General features: G+C 59.6%; 25 protein-coding genes and 1 tRNA gene. 7 read left to right on the top strand and 19 right to left on the bottom strand.

Translation table 11 applies throughout. From position 1 onward, the window contains the following. Nucleotides 1–44 precede the first annotated feature (44 nt). The 4 genes from ACIO0C_RS05430 to ACIO0C_RS05415 all read right to left on the bottom strand — a co-directional run bounded on the left by ACIO0C_RS05430 (nt 45) and on the right by ACIO0C_RS05415 (nt 3970). The gene (locus ACIO0C_RS05430; protein ID WP_033041871.1) at nt 45–338 is read right to left on the bottom strand and encodes a YcgL domain-containing protein; all 294 of its coding nucleotides are present in this window, start codon (nt 336–338) and stop codon (nt 45–47) included. Further along, on the bottom strand, nt 335–1468 hold the full coding sequence (gene rnd, locus ACIO0C_RS05425; protein ID WP_401308820.1) for a ribonuclease D: 1134 nt from the start codon (nt 1466–1468) through the stop codon (nt 335–337). The genes ACIO0C_RS05430 and rnd overlap by 4 nt, the downstream gene beginning before the upstream one ends. A 123-nt stretch (nt 1469–1591) precedes the next feature. Next, nucleotides 1592–2254 carry a class I SAM-dependent methyltransferase gene (locus ACIO0C_RS05420; RefSeq protein WP_401308817.1) on the bottom strand — a complete coding sequence of 221 codons (663 nt, stop codon included), beginning with the start codon at nt 2252–2254 and terminating at the stop codon, nt 1592–1594. A gap of 66 nt (nt 2255–2320) precedes the next feature. After that, nucleotides 2321–3970: a phosphoethanolamine transferase gene (locus ACIO0C_RS05415; RefSeq protein WP_401308814.1), complete on the bottom strand. Its 1650-nt coding sequence runs from the start codon at nt 3968–3970 to the stop codon at nt 2321–2323. A 300-nt stretch (nt 3971–4270) separates the two neighbouring features. Between ACIO0C_RS05415 and ACIO0C_RS05410 the strand changes: the two genes are divergently transcribed. Both ACIO0C_RS05410 and ACIO0C_RS05405 read left to right on the top strand, forming a co-directional pair. Beyond that, nucleotides 4271–5449, top strand: a complete 1179-nt coding sequence (locus tag ACIO0C_RS05410; RefSeq protein ID WP_401308811.1) for a cyanate transporter — start codon at nt 4271–4273, stop codon at nt 5447–5449. 93 nt (nt 5450–5542) lie between these two features. After that, nucleotides 5543–6478, top strand: coding sequence for a LysR family transcriptional regulator (locus ACIO0C_RS05405; RefSeq protein ID WP_401308808.1), 936 nt, complete (start codon nt 5543–5545; stop codon nt 6476–6478). A gap of 3 nt (nt 6479–6481) precedes the next feature. Here the strand turns inward: ACIO0C_RS05405 and ACIO0C_RS05400 are convergent, their stop codons facing one another. Both ACIO0C_RS05400 and ACIO0C_RS05395 read right to left on the bottom strand, forming a co-directional pair. After that, nucleotides 6482–6847 carry a 5-carboxymethyl-2-hydroxymuconate Delta-isomerase gene (locus ACIO0C_RS05400; protein ID WP_401308805.1) on the bottom strand — a complete coding sequence of 122 codons (366 nt, stop codon included), beginning with the start codon at nt 6845–6847 and terminating at the stop codon, nt 6482–6484. A 57-nt stretch (nt 6848–6904) separates the two neighbouring features. Then, nucleotides 6905–7831, bottom strand: coding sequence for a LysR substrate-binding domain-containing protein (locus tag ACIO0C_RS05395; protein WP_401308802.1), 927 nt, complete (start codon nt 7829–7831; stop codon nt 6905–6907). Between the two features lie 273 nt (nt 7832–8104). On the opposite strand from ACIO0C_RS05395, the gene ACIO0C_RS05390 reads away from it, so the two are divergent. Continuing rightward, a complete protein-coding gene (locus tag ACIO0C_RS05390) occupies nt 8105–8317 on the top strand; it encodes a hypothetical protein (RefSeq protein WP_401308799.1) in 213 nt (70 codons plus the stop codon). 100 nt (nt 8318–8417) lie between these two features. Here the strand turns inward: ACIO0C_RS05390 and ACIO0C_RS05385 are convergent. The 5 genes from ACIO0C_RS05385 to dapA form a co-directional block, all read right to left on the bottom strand. Beyond that, nucleotides 8418–8507: transfer RNA gene (locus ACIO0C_RS05385), tRNA-Ser, on the bottom strand. 84 nt (nt 8508–8591) lie between these two features. Then, nucleotides 8592–9305, bottom strand: coding sequence for a phosphoribosylaminoimidazolesuccinocarboxamide synthase (gene purC / locus ACIO0C_RS05380; RefSeq protein ID WP_008055992.1), 714 nt, complete (start codon nt 9303–9305; stop codon nt 8592–8594). A gap of 28 nt (nt 9306–9333) precedes the next feature. Further along, on the bottom strand, nt 9334–10092 hold the full coding sequence (locus ACIO0C_RS05375) for an MBL fold metallo-hydrolase (RefSeq protein WP_401308795.1): 759 nt from the start codon (nt 10090–10092) through the stop codon (nt 9334–9336). 4 nt (nt 10093–10096) lie between these two features. Further along, a complete protein-coding gene (gene bamC / locus ACIO0C_RS05370; RefSeq protein ID WP_401308793.1) occupies nt 10097–11212 on the bottom strand; it encodes an outer membrane protein assembly factor BamC in 1116 nt (371 codons plus the stop codon). Nucleotides 11213–11229: 17 nt separating this feature from the next. Next, the gene (dapA, locus tag ACIO0C_RS05365) at nt 11230–12108 is read right to left on the bottom strand and encodes a 4-hydroxy-tetrahydrodipicolinate synthase (RefSeq protein WP_401308790.1); all 879 of its coding nucleotides are present in this window, start codon (nt 12106–12108) and stop codon (nt 11230–11232) included. A 330-nt stretch (nt 12109–12438) separates the two neighbouring features. On the opposite strand from dapA, the gene ACIO0C_RS05360 reads away from it, so the two are divergent. Further along, nucleotides 12439–12999 carry a glycine cleavage system protein R gene (locus ACIO0C_RS05360; RefSeq protein WP_008055980.1) on the top strand — a complete coding sequence of 187 codons (561 nt, stop codon included), beginning with the start codon at nt 12439–12441 and terminating at the stop codon, nt 12997–12999. 11 nt (nt 13000–13010) lie between these two features. Continuing rightward, the gene (locus ACIO0C_RS05355) at nt 13011–13484 is read left to right on the top strand and encodes a peroxiredoxin (protein ID WP_008055978.1); all 474 of its coding nucleotides are present in this window, start codon (nt 13011–13013) and stop codon (nt 13482–13484) included. A 111-nt stretch (nt 13485–13595) separates the two neighbouring features. Here the strand turns inward: ACIO0C_RS05355 and ACIO0C_RS05350 are convergent, their stop codons facing one another. Together ACIO0C_RS05350 and ACIO0C_RS05345 are read right to left on the bottom strand one after the other, a co-directional pair. After that, entirely contained in the window at nt 13596–14666 is a 1071-nt protein-coding gene (locus tag ACIO0C_RS05350; protein ID WP_401308786.1) for an AI-2E family transporter, read from the bottom strand. 31 nt (nt 14667–14697) lie between these two features. After that, the gene (locus ACIO0C_RS05345; protein ID WP_180203039.1) at nt 14698–14937 is read right to left on the bottom strand and encodes a sulfurtransferase TusA family protein; all 240 of its coding nucleotides are present in this window, start codon (nt 14935–14937) and stop codon (nt 14698–14700) included. A 98-nt stretch (nt 14938–15035) separates the two neighbouring features. Between ACIO0C_RS05345 and ACIO0C_RS05340 the strand changes: the two genes are divergently transcribed. Continuing rightward, nucleotides 15036–16469, top strand: a complete 1434-nt coding sequence (locus tag ACIO0C_RS05340; RefSeq protein WP_401308782.1) for a M48 family metalloprotease — start codon at nt 15036–15038, stop codon at nt 16467–16469. A 70-nt stretch (nt 16470–16539) separates the two neighbouring features. Here ACIO0C_RS05340 and ACIO0C_RS05335 read toward each other — a convergent pair whose 3' ends face one another. The 4 genes from ACIO0C_RS05335 to rpoE form a co-directional block, all read right to left on the bottom strand. After that, nucleotides 16540–17967, bottom strand: coding sequence for a DegQ family serine endoprotease (locus tag ACIO0C_RS05335; RefSeq protein ID WP_401308779.1), 1428 nt, complete (start codon nt 17965–17967; stop codon nt 16540–16542). Nucleotides 17968–18145: 178 nt separating this feature from the next. Continuing rightward, nucleotides 18146–19105, bottom strand: coding sequence for a MucB/RseB C-terminal domain-containing protein (locus ACIO0C_RS05330; protein WP_401308776.1), 960 nt, complete (start codon nt 19103–19105; stop codon nt 18146–18148). Between the two features lie 8 nt (nt 19106–19113). Further along, entirely contained in the window at nt 19114–19701 is a 588-nt protein-coding gene (locus ACIO0C_RS05325; protein ID WP_008055970.1) for a sigma-E factor negative regulatory protein, read from the bottom strand. Between the two features lie 31 nt (nt 19702–19732). Continuing rightward, entirely contained in the window at nt 19733–20314 is a 582-nt protein-coding gene (rpoE, locus tag ACIO0C_RS05320) for an RNA polymerase sigma factor RpoE (protein ID WP_003172477.1), read from the bottom strand. Between the two features lie 556 nt (nt 20315–20870). On the opposite strand from rpoE, the gene nadB reads away from it, so the two are divergent. Beyond that, the gene (gene nadB / locus ACIO0C_RS05315; protein ID WP_401308773.1) at nt 20871–22487 is read left to right on the top strand and encodes an L-aspartate oxidase; all 1617 of its coding nucleotides are present in this window, start codon (nt 20871–20873) and stop codon (nt 22485–22487) included. Here the strand turns inward: nadB and ACIO0C_RS05310 are convergent. Beyond that, a complete protein-coding gene (locus tag ACIO0C_RS05310) occupies nt 22456–22908 on the bottom strand; it encodes a protein YgfX (RefSeq protein ID WP_401308770.1) in 453 nt (150 codons plus the stop codon). The two genes, nadB and ACIO0C_RS05310, sit on opposite strands and share 32 nt — an antisense overlap. Continuing rightward, on the bottom strand, nt 22892–23146 hold the full coding sequence (locus ACIO0C_RS05305) for a succinate dehydrogenase assembly factor 2 (protein WP_007898624.1): 255 nt from the start codon (nt 23144–23146) through the stop codon (nt 22892–22894). Before ACIO0C_RS05305 ends, ACIO0C_RS05310 begins: the two co-directional genes overlap by 17 nt. Nucleotides 23147–23190 lie beyond the last annotated feature (44 nt).

Genomic DNA, 23190 nt, shown 5'->3' with positions numbered 1-23190 from the left:
ATTCCAGTGTTGATCAAGGCTTCGAACCGAAGCCCGTCTGTCGATCACATGGGGTCGTTGCGTCGCAGCAATTCTTCCGGCAAGTGCTCGATGTATTCATCTTCAGCTGGCGGCATTTGCAGGTGATAACCCTGCTTTTCGAGGTTTTCCAGCACGACGGTGATGTCCTCGCGCGACAGCTTGCGCTCGGGGCTCAACACCAGGTCGAACGCGTGGATAGCTTTGCCGAAGGCGGCCATCAAGGGTTCCGGTACACGCTCCAGAGCATCGCTCTTGAGCACATAGAGGTACATCTCATTTCTTTTCGAACTGCGGTAGATCGAGCAAATACGTTTCAAGGCTGTTCTCCGGCGGTGGCCAGGCTGTCGAGCAGCGCCTGGCCCATCAATTCGCGGCGCCAGCCACGCAATGAATCAGGCAATTGGTAGGGACCATTGGGGAAGCCGCTCTTGAGCAAGGCTTCCAGGGTTTTCTTGCGCAGCATCAGCTCAGGCGCGATGTTCAGGCGCTCGGCTTCGGCCTGGCCGATGGCCTTGAGCCGTTTGAGCAGCGCGGCGGCGTCCACCGGCAACGGCTCCGGCACGGCGGGCGGCCATTGCTCCGGCGACACACTGCCAGAGCGCTTGATCAGATCAAGCAGGAACTCGCCGTCCTGACGCACGGTACGCGGATGCATGTCTTCGATCTTCGCCAATGCCCCGAGATTGTCCGGCTGCGTGCGCGCCAGCGGCCACAGCGAATGCTCGCGAATGATGCGGTTGCGCGGCAGGTCGCGGGCACGCGCCTCTTGCTCGCGCCAGGCGCAGAGTTCACGCAACACGGCGAGCTGCGCGCGGGAAAGCTTCCAGGCCAGCTTGGCGTCGCGATAGACCTCGAACGGGTCGATTTCGCGGCGCAGGTTGGCCACCAGCTCCGCCCCGTCTTCCAGGACCCAGGCGTATTTGTCATCGGACAGTTGCGGGCGCAACTTGACGAAAACTTCCGCCAGGTGCACGGCGTCTTCGGCGGCGTAGCTGATCTGGGTCTCGGAAAGCGGGCGTTGCAGCCAGTCGGAACGGGTTTCGCCCTTGGGCAGGTCGATCCCCAGCACTTCCTGCACTAACCGCGAATAGCCCATGGAGAAACCCAGGTTCAGGTAAGCGGCGGCCAGTTGCGTATCGAACAGCGGTGCCGGCAGGCTACCGGTCAGGCGCAGCAGGACTTCGAGGTCTTCGCTGCACGCATGGACAACCTTGACCACCGCCGGATTTTCCAGCAAGGCGGCCAGGGGCTGCCAGTTGTCGATGGTCAGCGGATCGATCAGGTACGCACGTTCGCCATCGCCGACCTGCAGCAGGCCTGCGATCGGGTAGAAGGTGTCGACCCGCATGAATTCGGTGTCGAGGGCAACGAACGGCAGCTGCTGCCACTCGGTGCAAAACCGACCGAGGCTATCGTTGTCGCGAATCCAGTGAATATCGATGGCCACACGGCTCTCCCTTGAAGAATGGCGCGCAGTATATATCGCCCCCGACGATTTCCGCGCATCCACTGAACAAGAGCTTTAGCGAAAATGCCTGCCTGACTGTAAGAATAGTCGGACAAACATGGCCTAACCGACCTTACCCAGCACGTAAACCCGCCGCGGGGCGCAACCGGGCAGAAAATCCTGATGGCTGATGACGCGCAATCCCACCTGCTTGAATTCAGCCTCGACCTGGGCCTTGCTGACCAGCGGTCGAGCCGCAGGCACCTGCCCGTCGATGCGCCGCCCCTTGAGAGGGCCACCGACCCGCACCGCCACAATCACCGTATCGCGACTGACCCGGCAAAACTCATCCAGCATCGCTAGACGAAGCTCGGGACTGGCAATGTACTGAAACAGCCGCATGCAAAAAATGCAGTCAACCGCATTCTCCGACAAGCCAATGTTGAAGGCCGAGCTTTGAAAGGTCCTGACTCGCTGCATCAGGCTCTGGGAGTGGTGGGTCCGGGCATGTTCGAGGATGCCCTGGGACGGGTCCATGGCGAGGATCACCCGGTTCGCCCGCTCGCCCAGCACCGACCAGAAGCGCCCGACACCGCACGCCACATCAAGGACCAGGCCCGGTTCGCTGGCGACCTTGAGTGCCCGGCGCACCATTTGCTCGTCGCGCCAGAACGCCAGGCGCTCGCCCAGGCCTTGCGCTCGCGGCTGCAGGCAGACGCGGGCGTGCTCCTGGTCATATTGCCGGGCGAACTCAAGCTCTATGGCGGATGGGAACTGGGCAGACATGTGCAAGGGCTCTTGAGCGTGGATGTGCCGGCCGCAGGCCGTGGCTTGAGTAGCGGGTGGCAGCACTCAATCCTTGGCCAGTACGCCATCGATTGCCGCCCTGCGGCACCCGGAAAACATATCCAGGTCCTGGTTATAAACCTTGCTGTTGACCTCCAGCAGTCCCAGCATCGAATGGAACAGGTTGTCCTGGCTCAAGGGCTTTTCACGACTCAGCTGCAGGCAATGAGTGTCCACCGAGAACGACTTCTGATAGCTGTCAGAGAACCAGGCCAGCATCGCCACATGCTTCTGTTGCTCCGGTGCCAGCATGTAAGGGGTGCCGTGGAGGAACAGGTTGTATTCGCCCAGAGACTCGCCGTGGTCCGACAGATACAGCATCGCGGTATCGACTTTGTCCTGGTTGCTGCGCAACAGATCGATCAACGTCGACAGCACATGGTCGGTGTACACCAGCGTGTTGTCATAGCCATTGATGATGCTTTCGCGGCTGCAGTTGTTCAGCGCATTGCTTTGGCAGACCGGGGTAAAGCGCTCGAATTCCTTCGGATAACGTTTGTAGTACTCTGGGCCGTGACTGCCCATCTGGTGCAGTACCAGTACCGTGTCCTTGTCCAGGGTATCGATGAAATGCTGCAAACCTTGCAGCAGGATTTCATCGCGGCATTCACTGTTGGCGCACAGCACCGGGTCTTTCAGATTGCTGACGTCGTCGAGGGTGACGCGGTCGCACGTGCCCTTGCAGCCAGACTGGTTGTCACGCCAGATCACATCCAGGCCCGCACGCTTGAGTACATCGAGCAGGCCTTCTTCGTTCTTGGCTTTGCTCGCGTTGTAATCCTTGCGCCCCATATTGGAGAACATGCAGGGCACGGACACCGCTGTTTCAGTGCCGCAAGATTTCACATCGGTAAACGCGATCAGCCCGGCTTCCTTCTCCAGTTTCGGCGTGGTGTCGCGATTGTAGCCAAGCACGCCGAAGTTCTCGGCCCGGGCACTCTCACCGACCACCAGCACCGTCAGGGACTTGCGACCATGGGTTTGCCAGGCCGGATTGCGTTGCGCATCTTCACCGACTTTGACAAAGGGCTGGCGTGCTGAAGCGACCTGCTCGCGCAAGTAACCGGCAAAGGCACCCACGTAGTTGCTCGGAACCACCATCAGGCGCAGTTCATGGTGATTGCGAAACAGAGAAGACAGGCCTTGATAGTTAACCAGCGCGACACCACCAATGACCGCTACCGAAGCAAAAACCATGACCACCTTGCTTAATAACTCACGGTGCCAGCGACGATAATTAACCGGGGTTTTCCACAACAACCAGGACGGCAGCACACCGAGGAAAACAATATACGCCAGCAACTTTACTGACAGTAAGTCACGCACTTCCGTGGCATTGGTTTGTGCGAAGTTGCGCAACATGCCAATATCGATCAAGGCGCCGTATTGGCCCATGAAATAAGCCACGCCCGCACTTATCATGAACAGCAGGGTCAGCACGGGCTTGAGCACCGGCCGGAACGCCAGCAAGGTCAGGATAATGTTGAAGGCCGCGAAGATCATCGCCCCGAACGCCACGCGCATGACGATGCCTTTACCGTCAGCCGCGGTGATCTCGAAGAGGTGCTGCCACAATACAAAATTGAATGCAGTCAATAAAAAGGCGCTGGCCATCAGTGTCACCCATTCCGGGCGCACGGCTTTAATCTTCAACATGGTGAAAGGCTTATCCCTGAAAGAAAGTGCCTTCGATAAATGTGAAAATTTCATTTATCGCGACAACACTAACTCTAGGCAGCCAACCATCAATTTTTCGTGAAAAAGAAGCCAACGATTAGTTGCCAACCTTACACTCGATGAAACTTTCTACTTATTTGAGAATGGTTCAGGTCTGGTTCAGTGAGGCCGGTGACTATGCCAGCGATATTTAATTTCCCGATACTGCCCAAGACTTTCTGATTTGCCGCCCGCCAACCACTCGCGCCTAATTGGCTCCTGATTCATCAAGGTCCGATCATGGAAAACATTCGCGCAACTTCCCGCCCTGCCCTGTGGTTGATGTTCAGCATCATGCTGGTGGCCCTGAACCTGCGGCCTTCCATGGCCGCGGTCGGACCGTTGCTGTCGGCAATTCGCGGCGACATACCGCTGAGTTTCAGCCTGGCATCGTTGTTGACCCTGTTGCCGGTGATGACCATGGGGCTGGCGATGTTCTTTGGCCTGGCGATCAGCCAACGCATCGGCGAGCGACGCACGGTCGTGATATCGCTGCTGGTCATCGGCCTGGCCACTACTTCGCGATTGTTCCTCGATTCTGCCCTGGAACTGATCCTCAGCGCCGTGCTGGCCGGCATCGGCATCGCCCTGATCCAGGCACTGATGCCGACGCTGATCAAATCCCGATTCAGCGACAACGTGGCCCTGTGCATGGGGCTCTACGTCACGTCGATCATGGGCGGCGCCGCCATTGCAGCCTCCTTCGCCCCGCTGGTGATGGTCCGTACAGGCAGTTGGCGCCTGGGCCTGGCAATCTGGGCGGGACTGGCCGTGCTCGCACTGCTGTTCTGGCGCACCCAACGCACGACAGCGCCGACACCGGGTTCAACGAGCAACCGCTCCTTCTTCAGCCATCCCCGCGCCTGGTTGCTCGCGGCTTTTTTCGGCCTGGGCACGGCGTCCTACACCTGCGTACTGGCCTGGCTGGCGCCGTACTACGTGGAAAAGGGCTGGAGTGAACAAGGCGCCGGGTTGTTGCTCGGCTTCCTGACCGCCATGGAGGTGTTGTCCGGCCTGCTGGTTCCGGCCATCGCCAACCGTAGCCGTGATCGGCGCCTGGTTCTCGTGGTGTTGTTGGCGCTGATCATGACCGGTTTTTGCGGGTTGATTCTCAGCCCTGGAAACCTGGGCCTGCTGTGGCCATCCCTGTTGGGGTTGGGAATCGGCGGGCTGTTCCCGATGAGCCTGATCGTGTCGCTGGATCATCTGGACGATCCCCGGCGCGCGGGCGGGCTCACGGCGTTCGTGCAAGGCATCGGCTATATGATCGCCGGTCTCTCGCCACTGATTGCCGGGATGATCCGCGATCAACTGGGCAGTTTCGAATGGGCCTGGTGGTCGCTCACCGGGGTCATGGCATTGATGATCCTGATGGCCTTGCGCTTCGATCCACGGCATTACGCCAGGCGCATGCACTGACTCGCAGCCCGCTTCGAATGCCTGAGGGACATTCTCCTGCTGCCTTCATTACGCAAGGATCATTCGCTCAAGTTTGCGCATGAGCCAGAAAGGATGCTGAACAGTAACGTGCTACGAAAGCTCGACATGCAGGACCTGATGGTATTCGTCGCCGTGTATGAGCAAAACAGCGTCTCCGGCGTATCCGAGACGCTGTGCGTCAGTCAGTCCACCGTGAGTTACTGCCTGAAAAAACTGCGCGCCGGGTTTGAAGACGAATTGTTCATCAATACCCGCACCGGGATGCGCCCCACTTACAAAGCCGGCAGCATGTACCCCCAGGTGCTGAAGATCCTCGACAGCATCAACCTGTGCCACGCCGCCGCGTCGGCGTTCGATCCGACCGTGCAACCGACGGTTTTCAACCTCTGCGCACCGGAATACTTCGAGCAACTGATTCTGCCGCGCCTGTTGAAGCGTTTCGCGCTCGCCGAGCTTGCGGTGACCGTCAATGTGCACAAGCTCGAAACCGACATCCCGGCCGAAGCACTGCGTGATGGCAGCCTCGACCTGGCGATAGGTTTCGGTCCGGACTTTCACCGAAGCCACGGTGACTGCAATGTGCGCACGCTGCTTGCAGATGACCTCGTCTGCGTCTTCGACAAACGCGCCACTGCGCCGCAACCACGCCTGAGCCTGCAAACCTTCGTCGAGCGCCGGCATGTGTTCCCGACACCCTGGACATCCACCAGCAACATGGTCGACGGCTGGCTGGCGCAGCAAGCCCGACAACGGCAGATCGTCGCACGGGCCAATAGTTACAGCGCGGCCCTGAAGATGATCACCGGCACCGACTTCATCCTCACCCTGCCCCGGCGGATCCAGCAATTGCTGGCCGATGAGACCGCCTTCGAGTGCTGTGAAGCACCCAATGGCTTGCCGGGATTCACCTTGGACATGCAGTGGAGCCCAGGCGCCGATCAGGACAGCGCCAACAGCTGGTTGCGTGAGCAAGTGATCGAGGCCTGCGCTGAAGCCGATACGGCCTGAAACTCAGGCGCCGACGGTGGCCTTGGCATAGGGTTCGCGATCGATGTCGAGAATCTCCACGCACAACTGCACCTCCACCCCAGCCGGCCATTCACACAACTCCTTGACCACCGCCAGCAGGCTTTCGGACAGCTGCTTCTTGATTTCCGCGGAGCGACCGCTCAGCACCGCCAGTTTCACATGCACGAACGCCCGCTCGGCCAATGCCGTGCCAACCTTGAACGTCTCGACCTTCACCGCGCGACTCTTGATGTCCAATTCGGCACCGAACTGACCGGACCCCACCAGCGTATTGTTCAGGCGCATCAACGCCACATCGGCGTTCAGGGCAGGCAGGTTGGCGGTGTATTCCAGGTGCAGGTGAGGCATGGCGTAACTCCTGTAGGTTGACGTAAAGCTCTTACATATAGCACAGCGCTGCCTTGTTCACTGGTGCAGCGACAACAGATTGCGCTCGCCCATGAAGGCTTCAAGTCGTGAGCGCAACCAGCGCTCCGCAGGGTCGCTGTCGACATGGCTGAGCCAGACCATGGACAACTCGAGGGTCGGTGTCCTGAACGGAAACGGCTCCTTGAACAACTGACCGGACGCCGCCATGGCCTCTGCGGCGTAATCCGGCAGGCTGGCAATCAGGTCGGTCCCGGCGATCAAGGCCGGCAACGAACTGTATTGCGGCACCGAGAGCACCACCTGGCGCGTGCGGCCGATAGCTGCCAGCCAGTCGTCAGCAAAACCACTGACGTTGGCAATATGGGACACCAGCACATGGGGGCGCGAACAGTACTCATCGACCGTCAGCGGTGTATCGCTGGCATCGGCTCGTAACACGCATGGATGGATGTGCCGCAGCAACTTGCGCTTGGCGTTGGCGGGTAGGCCACGGGTCTGGCTGACGCCGACCGTTATGTCGCCAGACGCCAGCAAGTCGGGAATGCGCCAGTAATCGACATTCTGCACCACGAACACCACCTTCGGCGCTTCCTGGCGCAACGCCCGCAGCAACGGCGGCAACAGGCCGAACTCGACATCGTCGGACATCCCGATGCGAAAGGTCATGGTGCTGCTGCCTGGATCGAACTCATGGGTCAGGCTCAACGCCACCGACAACGAATCCAGCGCCGGCGACAAGTGCCGAAAAATCTCTTCAGCCCGCGCCGTCGGCTCCATGCGATGGCCGACGCGTATGAACAACGGATCGTTGAACATGGTACGCAAGCGGTTGAGTGCCGAACTGATGGTTGGCTGACCGAGAAACAGCTTCTTCGCCACCTTGGTGACGTTGCGCTCCAGCATTAGCGCTTCAAACACCACCATCAGGTTGATGTCGGCCTTGCGTAGCTCGTTGCGATTCATCCACTGACCCCGCACTCAAAAACAAGCGACAGTTTAGGGAGTTGTAACAATCGGCGTCTACGCAACTGGACGAATGCCTCGAGGATTTGTGGTTAATGCCAACAGGCGCACGCGTTGGGCCTACGCGGCCTCCTCTGTTGAAGGAGGAGGCAAACATCGCGACACAGTCCAACGGATGATAAAGCAGCGCAATTCATTCAGTATTTCCTGCGTCATCCAAGCCGGATGACGGGAGCACTTCCGCTCAATTCAATTATCGCAAGGAAGCAATACATGACTATGGATTTGAATCAACACCTGGACACTGCCAAGCAATACATCGGCAAGCAATACACCGAGGAGCTTCGCGCAGAACTCGCCAACAAGACCTGCCTGGCAGTACGACCGACCGGTATTGGTTTCATCATGACCAAAGACTACAACCCAGCACGCATCAATCTGCTGGTCGAAAACGAAATCATTACCCACGTCACCATGGGTAATTGATTGGCCCTGCGTTTCCCGTGCGGTTAAAACCCTGACAGTTTTTTGCAGCACAAACAAAAAAGCCCCGTAACTTTTCAGCTACGGGGCTTTTTTTATGTAATGGCGGAGAGATAGGGATTCGAACCCTAGGTACCGGTGAAGGTACAACGGATTTCGAATCCGTCCCATTCGGCCACTCTGGCATCTCTCCAACGGCGCGCATCATAACAACACTTTTGCCGAAAGCAAACCCTCTTTCGCAAATTTTTTCTGTGCTATCAGATGCTTGCGTCGATTAAAGCGGTACGCCCAGACGATTGGCGACTTCTTCGTAGGCTTCGATGACGTCACCGAGGCCCTGGCGGAAGCGGTCCTTGTCCATTTTCTTCTTGGTAGCCTTGTCCCACAGGCGGCAGCCGTCCGGGCTGAATTCGTCGCCCAGGACAATGGAGCCGTCGTGGAATACGCCGAATTCCAGTTTGAAGTCGACCAGCAGCAGGCCGGCATCGTCGAACAGTTTGCTCAGGACCTCGTTGACCTTGAGCGACAGCTCTTTCATGCGCGCCAGTTGCTCGGCAGTGCCCCAACCGAACGCCACGACGTGGGATTCATTGATGAACGGGTCGCCCTTGGCGTCGTCCTTCAGGAACAGTTCGAAGGTATAAGGGTTGAGCTTCAAACCTTCTTCAACACCCAGGCGCTTGACCAGGCTGCCGGCGGCGTAGTTACGCACGACGCACTCGACCGGGATCATGTCGAGCTTCTTCACCAGGCATTCGTTGTCGCCCAGCAGTTTGTCGAACTGGGTCGGTACGCCGGCAGCTTCGAGCTTCTGCATGATGAAGGCATTGAACTTGTTGTTCACCATGCCTTTGCGGTCGAGCTGTTCGATGCGCTTGCCGTCGAACGCCGAAGTGTCGTTGCGAAACAGCAGGATCAAGCGGTTGGCGTCGTCGGTCTTGTAAACCGATTTGGCTTTGCCGCGGTACAGTTCTTCACGTTTTTCCATGATGGGCTCCGCTTGCTAAGTAGGTGGGCTAGGCGATGTGTCGCCAGTCGAGCCCTGAATCTTGATCGGCCAGTTGCAGCCAGTCCGGGTCGCACCCGAGGGTGTCGACAAAACATTGCCGGGCCAGCCGCGGCAGGTTGTTCTTGCTGCTCAGATGGGCCAGGACCAGGTGTTGCAGGTCTTTCCAGCCCAACTCGGACACCAGGAATGCCGCCTGATGGTTGTTCAAATGTCCCAGCTCACCGCCCACCCGCTGCTTGAGAAAGTACGGGTAATGACCGCGAGCCAGCATGTCCCGGCAATGGTTGGCCTCGATCATCAATGCATCGAGGTCGCGATAGCCGTCCAGCACCTTGTCGCAATACGAGCCCAGGTCGGTCAGCAGGCCGAAGCGCCGCTCACCGTCACTGAAAACGTATTGCGTCGGCTCCTGCGCATCGTGGGCCACGGCAATGACACCAATGCTCAGGTCGCCGATCTGCAGTTGTTCGCCACCGGCCAGGAAGCCCGCGGGCTCGATCGGTTTGCGCATCCCGCGCAGGGTCCCGCGACTGAGGTAGACAGGCAGATTGTAACGCCGAGACAGCAAACCCACGCCATGCACGTGGTCGGCATGTTCGTGGGTCACGAGTATCGCGCTTAGCTGCGCAGGGTCTACACCCAGGCGCAGCAAGCGTTTTTCGGTTTCCCGCAGGGAGAAACCACAATCCACCAGCACGTACGTATCAGCGCTGGCTATCAGCGTGCCATTCCCTTGGCTACCGCTGCCGAGAACGGCAAAACGCATGTGATCAGCCCAGGTTGTCCTGAATCACGCTCAACACTTTGCGCGCCACGTCAGCCGGCGCCACGGTATTGATGTTCTTCTCCACGGTGACCTGGACGTTTTCGCCCACCTTGCTCAGGCGAACCTGATAGCGCTCGGCACGGGATTCGACTTCTTCCTTGCTCGGCGCACTGCCGAACAGGCTGCTGAAGAACCCTGGCTTGTCGTCCTTCTTCTCGGCTTTTTCAGCGAGGTTGATGTAATACAGGCCCAGGCTGCGGTTGATGTCTTCAACGCGCCATTCGCCCTGCTCCAGCGCACGACCGACGCTCGACCAGGCACGATCCAGGTCGGTACCGACGTTCAGTACCGGGTTGCCGCTACCGTCTTCGCTGAGGCTGACGCGGCTTGGCGCGTCGAAATCGCGAGAGGCCAGCATGGAGACCGAACCGCCCTTTTCGGAAATACGGCTCATGCTCGCCAACATGTCGTCGACCAGCGCCGCGTCCAGGCCAGTGTTGACCGAACGGTTGGTGAAGGCGACGTCGGCCGTGCTGCCGGCAGGACGCTCGGCGCTGACCACGTAGACCTCACTGGTATTGCGCTGTACGCCCGGCTCGATACGCACCCGCACGCGGGTTTCGCTGTCGGTGCTGACGCCGGCGGCGCTCAGGCGCTTGGCCATGGCCGCGGACAGTTCATCGGAACGCTGCCAAGTGGTGGTGAATTCGCCGGTTTGCGGGCGCTGCTCGTCCAGGCGGAAACCGTTGTCCTGGAAGAACTGCACGGCCACGGGCCAGACTTCAGCCGCGGGGTTCTGCGCCAGGATCGAGCGCGAGTCGCCGCTCTTTTGCAGAGAGTAGGCACTGGCGTCGGCGGCGGCTGACAACGGCTGCGGACGAGGCACGACGTATTCGCCCTTGGCGGTGTCATCGGCGACGTTGCGCGGAATCGGCAGCAGCGGATCCAGACGCTTGGCGGTGGTGACATCCGGCGGCAATTGCATGGGTGCAGTCTGTTGCGCTTCCAGGTAATCGCTACCACGGTCACGGAAATAACCTTCCGGGCCCCAGACCCATCCACAGCCACTGGTGCTGGAGATGATCAAGGCAAGTGCGGAAAGTCCGGCCATTCGCTTCATGCGTTGTACTTCCTCAATTAAACCAGGACGCCGGACTGGCGCATGGCCTGCCGCAGCGGTTCGTGACATTCATCGCTGAGCCAGGTGAGCGGCAGACGGATACCGTCCGGCATCAGGCCCATCTCATGCAGCGCCCATTTCACGGGAATGGGATTGGACTCGATAAACAGGGTTTTATTGAGTGGCATCAGCTTCTGGTGAATGGCGCGCGCCTTCTCGGCTTCGCCGTTCAGCGCGGCAATGCACAGGTCGGCCATGTCACGCGGGGCGACGTTGGCGGTCACCGAAATGTTGCCCTTGCCGCCCAGCAGGATCAGTTCGACAGCGGTGGCGTCGTCACCGGAGATCACCAGGAAGTTGCTGTCGACACCGTCGATGATTGCCTTGGCGCGCTGCAGGTCGCCGGTGGCTTCCTTGATACCGATGATGTTCTTGACGGTCGACAGGCGGATCACGGTCTCGGCCAGCATGTCGCAGGCGGTGCGGCCTGGCACGTTGTAGAGGATCTGCGGGATGTCGACGGCTTCGGCGATCGCCTTGAAGTGCTGGTACAAGCCTTCCTGGGTCGGTTTGTTGTAGTACGGCGTGACCAGCAGGCAAGCATCGGCGCCCGCGGTCTTCGCATTGGTGGTCAGCTCGATCGCCTCGCGGGTCGAGTTGGCGCCGGTGCCGGCAATGACCGGAATGCGACCGTTGACCTGCTTGACTACGCGACGGATCACTTCGATGTGTTCGCTCACATCAAGGGTGGCCGATTCACCTGTGGTGCCGACCGCCACGATGGCGTGGGTGCCGTTTTGCAGGTGAAAGTCCACCAGTTTGCTCAGGCTGTCCCAGTCGAGACGACCTTGTGCATCCATGGGTGTGACCAGTGCCACCATACTGCCCGCAATCATGCAACCGCTCCTGCCGGAAAAAGAGAGCCGTAATGGTACTGGCGCCAAGATGCTTGCACAAGCGAAGTACTGCGCTGCCGCCATTCCCCTTGGCGCCGCTTTTCGCTACCCTTCAGACTTTGATCGATACTGCTAAGCTCGTATTTCGGGTTCGCGCCTCCATTTTCGACATCTCAAGCCCCCGATCCAGCGTCGCCACCCCCGCTCCTGCCGCTCTGGAGCCACGTTGCGACCTTGTGCCCGGGGCTTTGATGATTCGCATGCGCAGGTTCGTTCCCGGCAAAACCAGCCGATAGAAGTACCGACCGCTCATCGCTTTAGGAATGCTGCATGTCCACCCCCACAGTTCGCGAACAATTCCTTGTCATCAGTGCCCTCGGCGCCAACCCCATGGAGCTGACTAACGTGCTGTGCCGCGCCAGCCATGAAAACCGCTGCGCCGTGGTCACTTCCCGCCTGACGCGTCATGGCGAGTGCAGTGCGCTGGTCCTCGAAATCTCCGGCAGCTGGGACGCCCTGGCTCGCCTGGAGGGCAGCCTGCCCACCCTGGCAAAACGACATGCCTTCACCGTCAACGTGGTGCGCAGCGCCGCCCTGGAGAACCGTCCCCAGGCCCTGCCTTACGTGGCGTATGTCAGCTCGGCCTACCGCTCGGACATCATCAACGAGCTGTGCCAGTTCTTCATGGACCACAATGTCGAACTGGAAAACCTGACCTGCGACACCTATCAGGCACCCCAGACCGGCGGCACCATGCTCAATGCCACGTTTACCGTGACCTTGCCGGCCGGTGTACAGATCAGCTGGTTGCGCGATCAGTTCCTGGACTTCGCCGACGCGCTGAACCTCGATGCCTTGATCGAACCGTGGCGCCCACAGAACCCAATGTAAGGAAGCATTTCATGGCCGTTGCACTCGACCAACCGGTTGCCGATTTCGAAGCACCCGCCACCAGTGGGCAAACCGTGCGCCTGGCGGACCTCAAGGGCAAGCAGGTAGTGATCTACTTCTACCCCAAGGACAGCACGCCGGGCTGCACCACCCAAGGCCAGGGCTTTCGCGATCAGCTGGACGCCTTCAAGGCCGCCAACACCGAAGTGTTTGGCGTATCCCGCGACAGCCTGAAGTCCCACGAAAACTTCAAGGCCAAGCAGGCCTTCACCTTCGAGCTGATCAGCGACAAGGAAGAAGCGCTCTGCCAGCTGTTTGATGTGATCAAGCTGAAAAAGCTCTATGGCAAGGAATACATGGGCGTGGATCGCAGCACTTTCCTGATCGACAAAGATGGTGTGTTGCGCCAGGAATGGCGTGGCGTGAAGGTGCCGGGGCATGTGGATGCGGTTTTGGCGGCGGCTCAGGCGCTGAACAAGGCCTGATCCCTTCGATGCCTGGTCCAACGCCTTCGCCGGCAAGCCGGCTCCTACAAAGGTACGCGTGACCCATTGCAGGAGCTGGCTTGCCAGCGAATAGGCCCTCAAGGCCAGTATTTAAAGCAACGGCGCCACGATCGGTTCCTTGCGCGGCCACGCATCCAGTACGGCCTTGAACAGCGTCGCCAGGGGAATCGCAAAGAACACCCCCCAGAAGCCCCACAGCCCGCCAAACAGCAACACCGCGCAGATGATCGCCACCGGATGCAGGTTCACCGCCTCCGAGAACAACAGTGGCACCAGCACGTTGCCGTCCAGCGTCTGGATAATCCCGTAGACCGCCATCAGATAGATGAACTGATCGCTCCAGCCCCACTGGAACAGCGCAATCAGGAATACCGGCACGGTCACCACCACCGCCCCGACGTAGGGCACGACCACCGAGATGCCCACCAGCAAGGCGAGCAGTGCCGCATAGTTGAGCCCCAGGACGACAAAGGCGATGTAGGTCACCCCGCCGCAAATGAAAATCTCGATGACCTTGCCACGAATGTAGTTGGCGATCTGCCGGTTCATCTCGCGGGCGACGCGGGTGATCAGCGCCCGTTCACGGGGCAGGTAGCCTCGCACCCACTCGCCGATCATTTGCCGGTCCTTGAGAAAGAAGAACACCAGGATCGGCACCAGCACCAGGTAGATCATGATGTTGACCAGCAACGGCAGGCTCGACAGCGAAAACGTCAGCGCCCACTGGCCGAACTTGCCGATCTCGCCCCGCGCCACTTCAATGGCCCGCAGCACCTGCTCGTCGGACACCAGATGCGGATAGCGTTCCGGCAACAGCAGCAACAGCGTCTGCCACTTGGCGAGCATGCCGGGCAATTCGTTGAACAAAGTGATCAGTTGATGCCAGAGCAACGGCACCACGACCACGATGAACACCAACAGCAATCCCATGAACAGGGCGAAGACCAACCCCACCGCGACCCCGCCCGGCACGCGCACTCGCTCCAGGCTCACCACCAGGCCCTGCATCAGGTAGGCCAGCACCATCCCGGCCAGCACGGGCGCAAGCATGCCGCCCAGGGTCAGCACAGCGGTGAACGCCAGAAACAACAGGACCGCCAGAACCACGGCTTCTTCATCGGAGAAGTAGCGCTGAATCCAGTCGCGCAACACTTTGAACATCAATATTCCTTAGGAACGAACGCAGCAGGTTTCAGGCTTTTTTCAACCAGTAACGGTAAATGCCCGCTTCATCTTCTTCATGAAGCAGCGTATGACCGGCCAATCGGGCAAAGGTGCGGAAATCACGCTGCGAACCCGCATCGGTGGCAATGACCTTGAGCACCGCGCCACTGGCCATCCGGTTGAGTTCCATCTTGGCCTTGAGCAACGGCAGCGGGCAATTGAGGCCACTGGCGTCGAGCTCTACGTCATGGGCTACAGCGTCGATCATTGCATCACTCCGGTTCAGGGGGTTGAGTTGCCTAGAATATCTGGTCGCAAGGCTGGTGTCCGGCTACAGTAAGCTCTTTGTCGACTAAGGCTTTGTGCATGACTTTTTTGCGCCCCACCCTGCTGACGCTCGCTTGCCTGCTCGCCTCACCGGGCTTCGCCGACGACTTGCCGTCACTCGGTGACGCCAGTTCTGCCATCGTCTCGCCGCAACAGGAGTATCAGCTGGGTCGCGCCTGGCTTGCCCTGTTGCGCAGCCAGGTAGCTCAGCTCAACGACCCGCAGCTCAAGGATTACGTCGAATCCAGCGTCTACCGACTGGTGGAGACCAGCCAGGTCAATGACCGGCGCCTGGAATTCATCCTGATCAACAGCCCGCAGCTCAACGCCTTTGCCGCACCCGGCGGGATCGTCGGGGTCAACGGCGGCCTGTTTCTCAATGCGCAGACCGAAGGCGAATATGCCTCGGTGCTGGCCCACGAATTGGCGCACTTGTCGCAGCGCCACTTTGCCCGTGGCGTCGAGGCCCAGCAACGCATGCAAGTGCCGATGATGGCCGCATTGCTGGCCGGCATCGTGATTGCGGCCGCCGGTGCCGGCGATGCCGGTATTGCGGCGATTGCCGGGACGCAGGCAGCGGCCATCCAGGAACAGCGGCGATTCTCTCGCCAGAACGAACAGGAAGCCGACCGCATCGGCATCCTCAATCTTGAAAAGGCCGGCTACGACCCGCGCTCCATGCCAACCATGTTTGAACGCCTGGGTCGTCAGTACCGCTTCGACGCCAAGCCACCGGAATTCCTGCTGACTCACCCGGTGACCGAATCGCGGATCGCCGATACCCGCAACCGTGCCGAGCAGGCTCCCCAGGGCGGCATCGAAGATTCCCTGCGTTACCAGTTGATTCGTGCGCGGGTTCAGCTGATCTATGAAGAAACCCCAGGCCTGGGCGCCAAGCGCTTCCGCGCCCTGCTGGAGGAGAATCCGAAAAACGATGTGGCGCGCTACGGTCTTGCCATTGCCCAGATCAAGGGCGGCCAGCTGAACGAAGCACGGGAAAACCTCAAATCGCTGCTGGCCAAGGCGCCGAACGAGATTATCTACAACCTCGCTCAGGTCGATCTGGACATCACCAACAATCGACTGCCCGATGCACAGTCCCGGGTTGACCGGATGCTGACGCAATACCCCGGCAATTACCCGCTGAACCAGGTACGGGTCGACCTGCTGCTGAAACAGAACCGCGCCGCCGATGCCGAAAAAGCCCTCGAAGGCCTGCTCAAGTCGCGCCCGGACGATCCGGACGTGTGGTATCAAGTGGCCGAAACCCGCGGACTGTCAGGCAATATCATTGGCCTGCACCAGGCCCGTGCCGAGTATTTCGCGCTGGTGGGCGACTATCGCCAGGCCATTCAGCAACTGGATTTTGCCAAGCGCAAAGCGGGTACCAATTTCCCGCTGTCCTCGCGAATCGATGCCCGCCAGCGAGAGCTGATGGAGCAGGAGCGCATGATCAAGGACATGATGGGCTGACAGGTTTGCGCCGCAAAAAAAAAACCGCCTCTTTCGAGGCGGTTTTTTTTTCACTCAGCCGACCAGCGGATTATTCAGCCAGCTTGAAGGTGATGAAGCTCGCACGGTTCTGGCGCAGTACGCGCATCGACACCGAGCGGTTCTTCGGCAACGCCTTGGCGATGTCCGTGAACTCCTTGGCCGAGCCGATCGCCTGATTGTTCAGGTGGGTGATGATATCGCCAGGCTGCAGGCCGATCATTGACGCAGGACCGTCCTGAACTTCCTTGATAACCACGCCACCTTTGAGGTCGTAGGTTTTCTTCTGTTCGTCCGTCAGCTCCGCCACGGAGACGCCCAGGCGGTTGCTGCTGCGCTCGATGCTCGACAGCGGGAGGTCGTCCAGCTCCTTGCCTTCTTCCGGGATAGCGCCAACCGTCAGTTCGACATTCTTGCGCTTGCCTTCGCGGATCACTTCCAGATTGGCCTTGGAGCCGGCCTTCAATGCGCCCACCAGGTGTGGCAGGTCGGCGGACATGACGATCGGTTGACCGTTCATGGCCAGGATCACATCGCCTACCTGCAGACCACCCTTGGCAGCCGGGCCGTCATCCTGGATCTGCGCGACCAGCGCACCGGCCGGCTTGTCCAGGCCGAACGATTCGGCCAGGTCCTTGCTCACTTCCTGGATCACCACACCCAACCAGCCACGGCTCACCTTGCCACCGCTTTTCAGCTGATTGGAAACGTCCATCGCCACGTCGATAGGGATCGCGAACGATACGCCCATGAAGCCGCCGGAACGGGTATAGATCTGCGAGTTGATGCCGACCACCTCACCGTTGAGGTTAAACAGCGGCCCACCCGAGTTACCCGGGTTGATCGCCACGTCGGTCTGGATGAACGGCACATAGTTTTCATTCGGCAGGCTGCGGCCGACGGCACTGACGATGCCCTGGGTCACGGTATGGTCAAAACCGAATGGCGAGCCGATGGCCACGACCCATTGCCCGGCTTTCAGATCCTGGGATTTGCCCAGCTTCAGGACCGGAAGATCCTTGCCTTCGACTTTCAGCAACGCCACATCGGATCGAGGATCGGTGCCGATGAGCTTGGCCTTCATTTCACTGCGATCGGACAGACGCACGAGGATTTCGTCGGCATCGGCGATCACGTGATTATTGGTCAGGATGTAGCCGTCAGGCGAAATGATGAAACCTGAGCCCAACGATTGCGCTTCGCGCTGACGATCGCCACGGGGGAACCGAGGCTGCGGCGGCATGCCGCGCTCGAAAAACTCGCGCAGCATCGGCGGCAAGCCTTCGAGGTCAGGCATCTGCTGGCTCACTTTGCGGTCAGGCAGCTTTTGCGTGGTACTGATGTTCACCACCGCAGGCGACGCCTGTTCGACCAGTTGCGTGAAGTCAGGCAATTCGACCGCTTGAACAGCGACCGCCTGACCGAGCACCAGCACGGTGGCAAAAATGGAGAGATAAGACTTCAAGCGTGGTATCGACATACGGCTCCCGTTACGACGAGCATGGTTAAGCGATATGGAGCAAGGAACACCGGGAACGATACGCCGGTATTTTTGTTCCGGGAACAACAAACAAGGCCAGAGCCGAGGGGCTCTGACCTATAAAAAATATTGGGGGGATTTGCAAATTGAAATGCTCACGAAACATTTCGATTTCACGTCATTGCTGGGTTGCAGTGGCGTCGGCGCGCATGGATAAGGCAATCCGTTCAGCGGTGCCGATCGGGATCTCACCCACCACAGTCACCACCATCTCGCCTTGCGGGGTGCTCAGGCGCCGGGAAACGGCGGCGGTGGGACCCAGTTGAGTACGGGTATCGGCGGCCCCGCCTCCACTCAAGGGCTCGAGGAACACTGAAAACCGCGCGAGACCATCGTCATACATCAAGCTGTTGACCAGGGCCTTGGTCTCTGGATCCTTGCGGGCCGTACTGCTGGTCAGCTCGAAACCTGGTGGCAACCAGTCCGAATGCCAGACACGTGCTTGCTTGACCGTGGAAGCCTTGTCGCTGTCGAGCTTCACCGGCTTGCAGTCGGCGCCCGGCTGCAAATCACTGTCGGTCGGAAGCGCGACGGGATCGAGTCGAGTGAACTGGAAGCGCTCGAGCAGCCGCCCTTTGTCATCCAGCAGCAATGACTTGAGGGGCAGGCCGGTCTGTTGATCAAGATGCAGTTCAAAACCGTAGCGGTGCTGGTCACGTGGCGTCAGCGAGACGATGACGGCCGGGCGACCGGCCACGCGCGACTTGCCGATGACAGCAAGGTCATACCAATTCTTGAGCTTCTGGGGATTGAGTGCACGAGTTGCGGAGTTGGAGGAATCCCCCAGCCCTGCCATCAGGTTGCCGCTGACGCACTGAGTCTGTCCATCAATGCGTACGACTTCCTGAGCGGAGCCGTCGAGCTGGATCAAGCGCTCGCGGACCTGGCCATCCTGGACGCGGTGCCAGATGTTGTGGGTAGAAAAACTACCGTTACGCTCGTAGACGAAAGTACCTTGAAAGCTTTGCTGCTGCTCGGCCTGGCCCAGACGGGTCAACCAGTCTTGAGCCTGATCGGCATGGGCTGGAACAACGAACCAGCCACTGAGCAATAGCGTAAGTAGAGGGATGGCGCGCATGATCCTCCTTAACGGTTTTCCAGGCTTGCTGCACGAGCGTAAGGCAGAGCGCTCTCAGTACCTTTCAGTGCAGCCTGTTGAGCATGTTGGCGCAAGTAGCCTGGCAGACGCTGATCGTTCCAGCCTGGCTGACCTTGCAATACGCCATTGGCCATTGGGCCCGTGGCTTCCGAACTCTCATTGTAGCCTGCCAGAACAGCCGGGCCCTTGACTTGTGGAACAGCCAGGCCAGGTTGAGTGGATTGCTGCGCCAGTTCGACGCCAGCGATCTCGTCCTGGTTGTACAGACGAACACCTGCCAACACCGCCAGGGTCACCGAGGCGGCCACGGCCAGACGACCCAGGCTGCGCCATGGACCACGGGTGGCTTTTGCCGGTACGGCTTCGTCAGCCAATGCAGCAGAAACAGCTGCGGCAATATCCAGGCGTGGAAGCAGCAGGTCCTTGTGCATCACCGCCCGAGCGATCTGATAACGAGCCCAGGTTTCACGGGTTTCAACATCGTCGCAGGCATTCAATACCCGACGCAATTCCAATTCGTCCGCTTCGTTATCCATCACTGCGGACAGCGATTCCTGCAGGGCTTCACGACTCATGGCGTTCCTCTCTTGGCTGTCGCCGCTGTCTTTAGTTTTCCTGCAACAACGGCTGCAGGGCTTTATCGATGGCCTCCCGGGCGCGGAAGATCCGGGAGCGCACGGTACCCACCGGACATTGCATGACGCTCGCGATGTCCTCGTAACTCAGACCATCAAATTCACGTAAAGTTAAAGCCGTACGTAAATCTTCTGGCAGTTGCTGAATGGTTCGATGGACGGTGCCTTCGATCTCATCCCGCAGCAAAGCCCGTTCTGGCGACTCGAGATCCTTGAGGCCATGATCGCCATCGTAGAACTCTGCATCCTCGGAACTGACATCGCTATCCGGCGGCCGACGGCCGCGTGAAACCAGATAGTTCTTCGCCGTGTTGATGGCGATGCGGTAAAGCCACGTATAAAACGCGCTGTCTCCGCGAAAATTACCAAGTGCGCGATAGGCCTTGATAAAGGCTTCCTGCGCTACATCCTGGGCTTCATGGGTGTCGTGCACGAATCGCACGATCAACCCGAGAATTTTGTGCTGATATTTCAGCACTAGCAGATCGAATGCGCGCTTGTCGCCGCGTTGAACGCGTTCGACCAGCTGCTGATCCTCTTCCTGGGTTAGCATGAACACTCCTCGATAAGCTCAGAGGAGGCTTGCATTACTAAACGACCGGGCTTGCAAACATAGACTCGGGCTTTTCGCAAAAGTTCTCCCCCTCCAGGCAAGTTTCCTGCGGGCTCTGATTCGGCACGCACGAAAAACGCAGCGCGAGATTCCCCGGCTGCGCGAATAATCTTGTCATCGGTTCGACCGGCATGGATCAAACCGCGATCCTGCGATGAAACCGACACTGTCCCTTGATTCAGGCAACCGTCTATTGATCTTGGGCCTTTGGCAAAAGTTCAAATATTTATAGCTGCGCAGAACCGACATTGTGCAACCCTGAAGCGAAAAAGAGTGTTAAATCCACGATACAGTTCGCTTGTCACCGAACCGGTGGTAAAAACATCCGACGAAACGTCAGCGGTTTTCCGTCACAGTAGTTTCACAATGCCATATCGGCTCGGCTATTGTGCCGCTCCCCCCCTCTATATACTAGTGGGCTGTGCGGCTGCCGGGCATGCCTGTCCAGATGTCTGGCGCCTACCCCGACCCGGGTCGCTTTGAGCGGAATCCTGAAATGAGCCAACAGTTTCAACACGATGTCCTGGTAATTGGCAGCGGTGCTGCCGGCTTGAGCCTTGCGCTGACCCTGCCCGGTCACCTGCGCATCGCCGTATTGAGCAAAGGCGACCTCGCCAATGGCTCGACGTTCTGGGCCCAGGGAGGGGTCGCCGCCGTTCTGGATGACACCGACACCGTCGAGTCTCACGTCGATGACACGCTAAACGCCGGCGGCGGGCTGTGTCACGAAGACGCCGTGCGCTTCACCGTCGAGCACAGCAAAGAGGCCATCCAATGGCTGATCGACCAGGGCGTACCCTTCACCCGCGACGAACAGTCCGGCACCGAAGACGGCGGATTCGAGTTCCACCTGACCCGTGAAGGCGGTCACAGCCATCGCCGCATCATCCATGCAGCCGACGCTACTGGCGCGGCGATTTTCCGAACCTTGCTCACCCAGGCCCAACAACGGCCCAACATCGAGTTGCTGGAGCAGCGGGTCGCGGTCGACCTGATTACCGAAAAGCGCCTGGGCCTTGAAGGTGATCGTTGCCTGGGCGCCTACGTGCTCAATCGCGGCACCGGGGAAGTCGACACCTACGGCGCCCGCTTCGTGATCCTTGCCACCGGCGGCGCAGCCAAGGTCTACCTCTATACCAGCAACCCCGATGGCGCCTGCGGTGATGGCATCGCCATGGCCTGGCGCTCGGGCTGCCGGGTGGCGAACCTGGAATTCAACCAGTTCCACCCCACCTGCCTGTATCACCCGCAAGCCAAGAGTTTCCTGATCACCGAAGCGTTGCGCGGAGAAGGTGCACACCTGAAGCTGCCCAATGGCGAGCGCTTCATGCAGCGCTTCGACCCCAGGGCCGAACTGGCGCCACGGGACATCGTCGCCCGGGCCATCGACCATGAGATGAAGCGACTGGGCGTCGACTGCGTGTACCTGGACATCAGCCACAAGTCCGAAGCGTTCATCAAGTCGCACTTCCCGACGATGTACGAGCGCTGCCTCGAATTTTCCATCGACATCACCAAACAGCCGATCCCGGTGGTTCCGGCGGCGCACTACACCTGTGGCGGCGTCATGGTCGATCAACGGGGCCGCACCGATGTGCCGGGGCTGTACGCGATTGGCGAAACCAGCTTCACCGGCCTGCACGGTGCCAATCGCATGGCCAGCAACTCGTTGCTGGAGTGCTTTGTCTACGCCCGCTCGGCAGCAGCTGACATCCTGGAACAGTTGCCGCAGGTGCCAGCACCTGCAGCCCTGCCCGTCTGGGACGCAAGCCAGGTTACCGATTCCGATGAAGACGTGATCATTGCGCACAACTGGGATGAGCTGCGGCGATTCATGTGGGACTACGTCGGCATCGTGCGCACCAGCAAACGCCTGCAACGGGCCCAGCACCGCGTGCGATTGCTGCTCGACGAGATCGACGAGTTCTACAGCAACTACAAGGTCAGCCGGGACTTGATCGAACTGCGTAACCTGGCCCAGGTGGCCGAACTGATGATTCGCTCAGCGATGGAGCGCAAGGAAAGTCGCGGCCTGCATTACACCCTCGATTATCCGCAGATGCTGCCGGTTGCCCTGGACACTATCCTGGTGCCGTCCACCTACGCCGAGTGAACTTGAGCCGCACCCGCAGGCGTCGGTGCACATCCGCCGCCTGCGAATCCCGGGGCACGCAAAGTGTCCTGACGCGCCGCTCGCCCCGCAGGCGAAAACGCAGCACCACCGCCAATGGCAATGCCAGGCTGTCCGGGCGCAGTTGCACCGGTTGCCATCCCCGCGCCTGATTCCATAACTGCCAGCCATCGGCATCGCGCCGCAAACCGCAAAATGCTTGCGGGTGCGTCAACAGGATCTGACGAGGCAATACCCAAAAACCATGCAGCAGGCAGCAAAAAACGCCGGGCAGACTGGCCCAGAGCGGCACGGAGAGAAGAAACAGCGAACCCAGCGCGAACAGCTGGGCCACAAGATACGCCGCCAGCAACTGCCGTGAGGCATGCCAGCGGCATTCGAACCCGTTACTTGGGCTGGACACGATCCAGGATCATGCGAACCATGCGCTGAAGCTCCGGATCTTCCGATTCAGCGCGTTCCATGAACCAGCCGAACATGTCCTGATCTTCGCATTCGAGCAGCCTGACGTAGCAGGCGCGATCAACTTCGTTGAGGTGCGGATAAACCTCTTTCACAAACGGCACCAGCAACACGTCAAGCTCAAGCATGCCGCGGCGGCTGTGCCAGTAGAGGCGATTCAGTTCAACATCTTCGACCATGGAGCGCTCCTCAAATAGGCCGCAAGTATACAGCCCCGCGCCTC

Source organism: Pseudomonas sp. NPDC087336, from assembly GCF_044744285.1.
In the GTDB taxonomy this organism is placed as follows: Bacteria; Pseudomonadota; Gammaproteobacteria; order Pseudomonadales; family Pseudomonadaceae; genus Aquipseudomonas.
The sequence above is the reverse complement of the archived record's forward strand: the minus strand, read 5'-3'. Positions and strand labels throughout refer to the sequence as shown.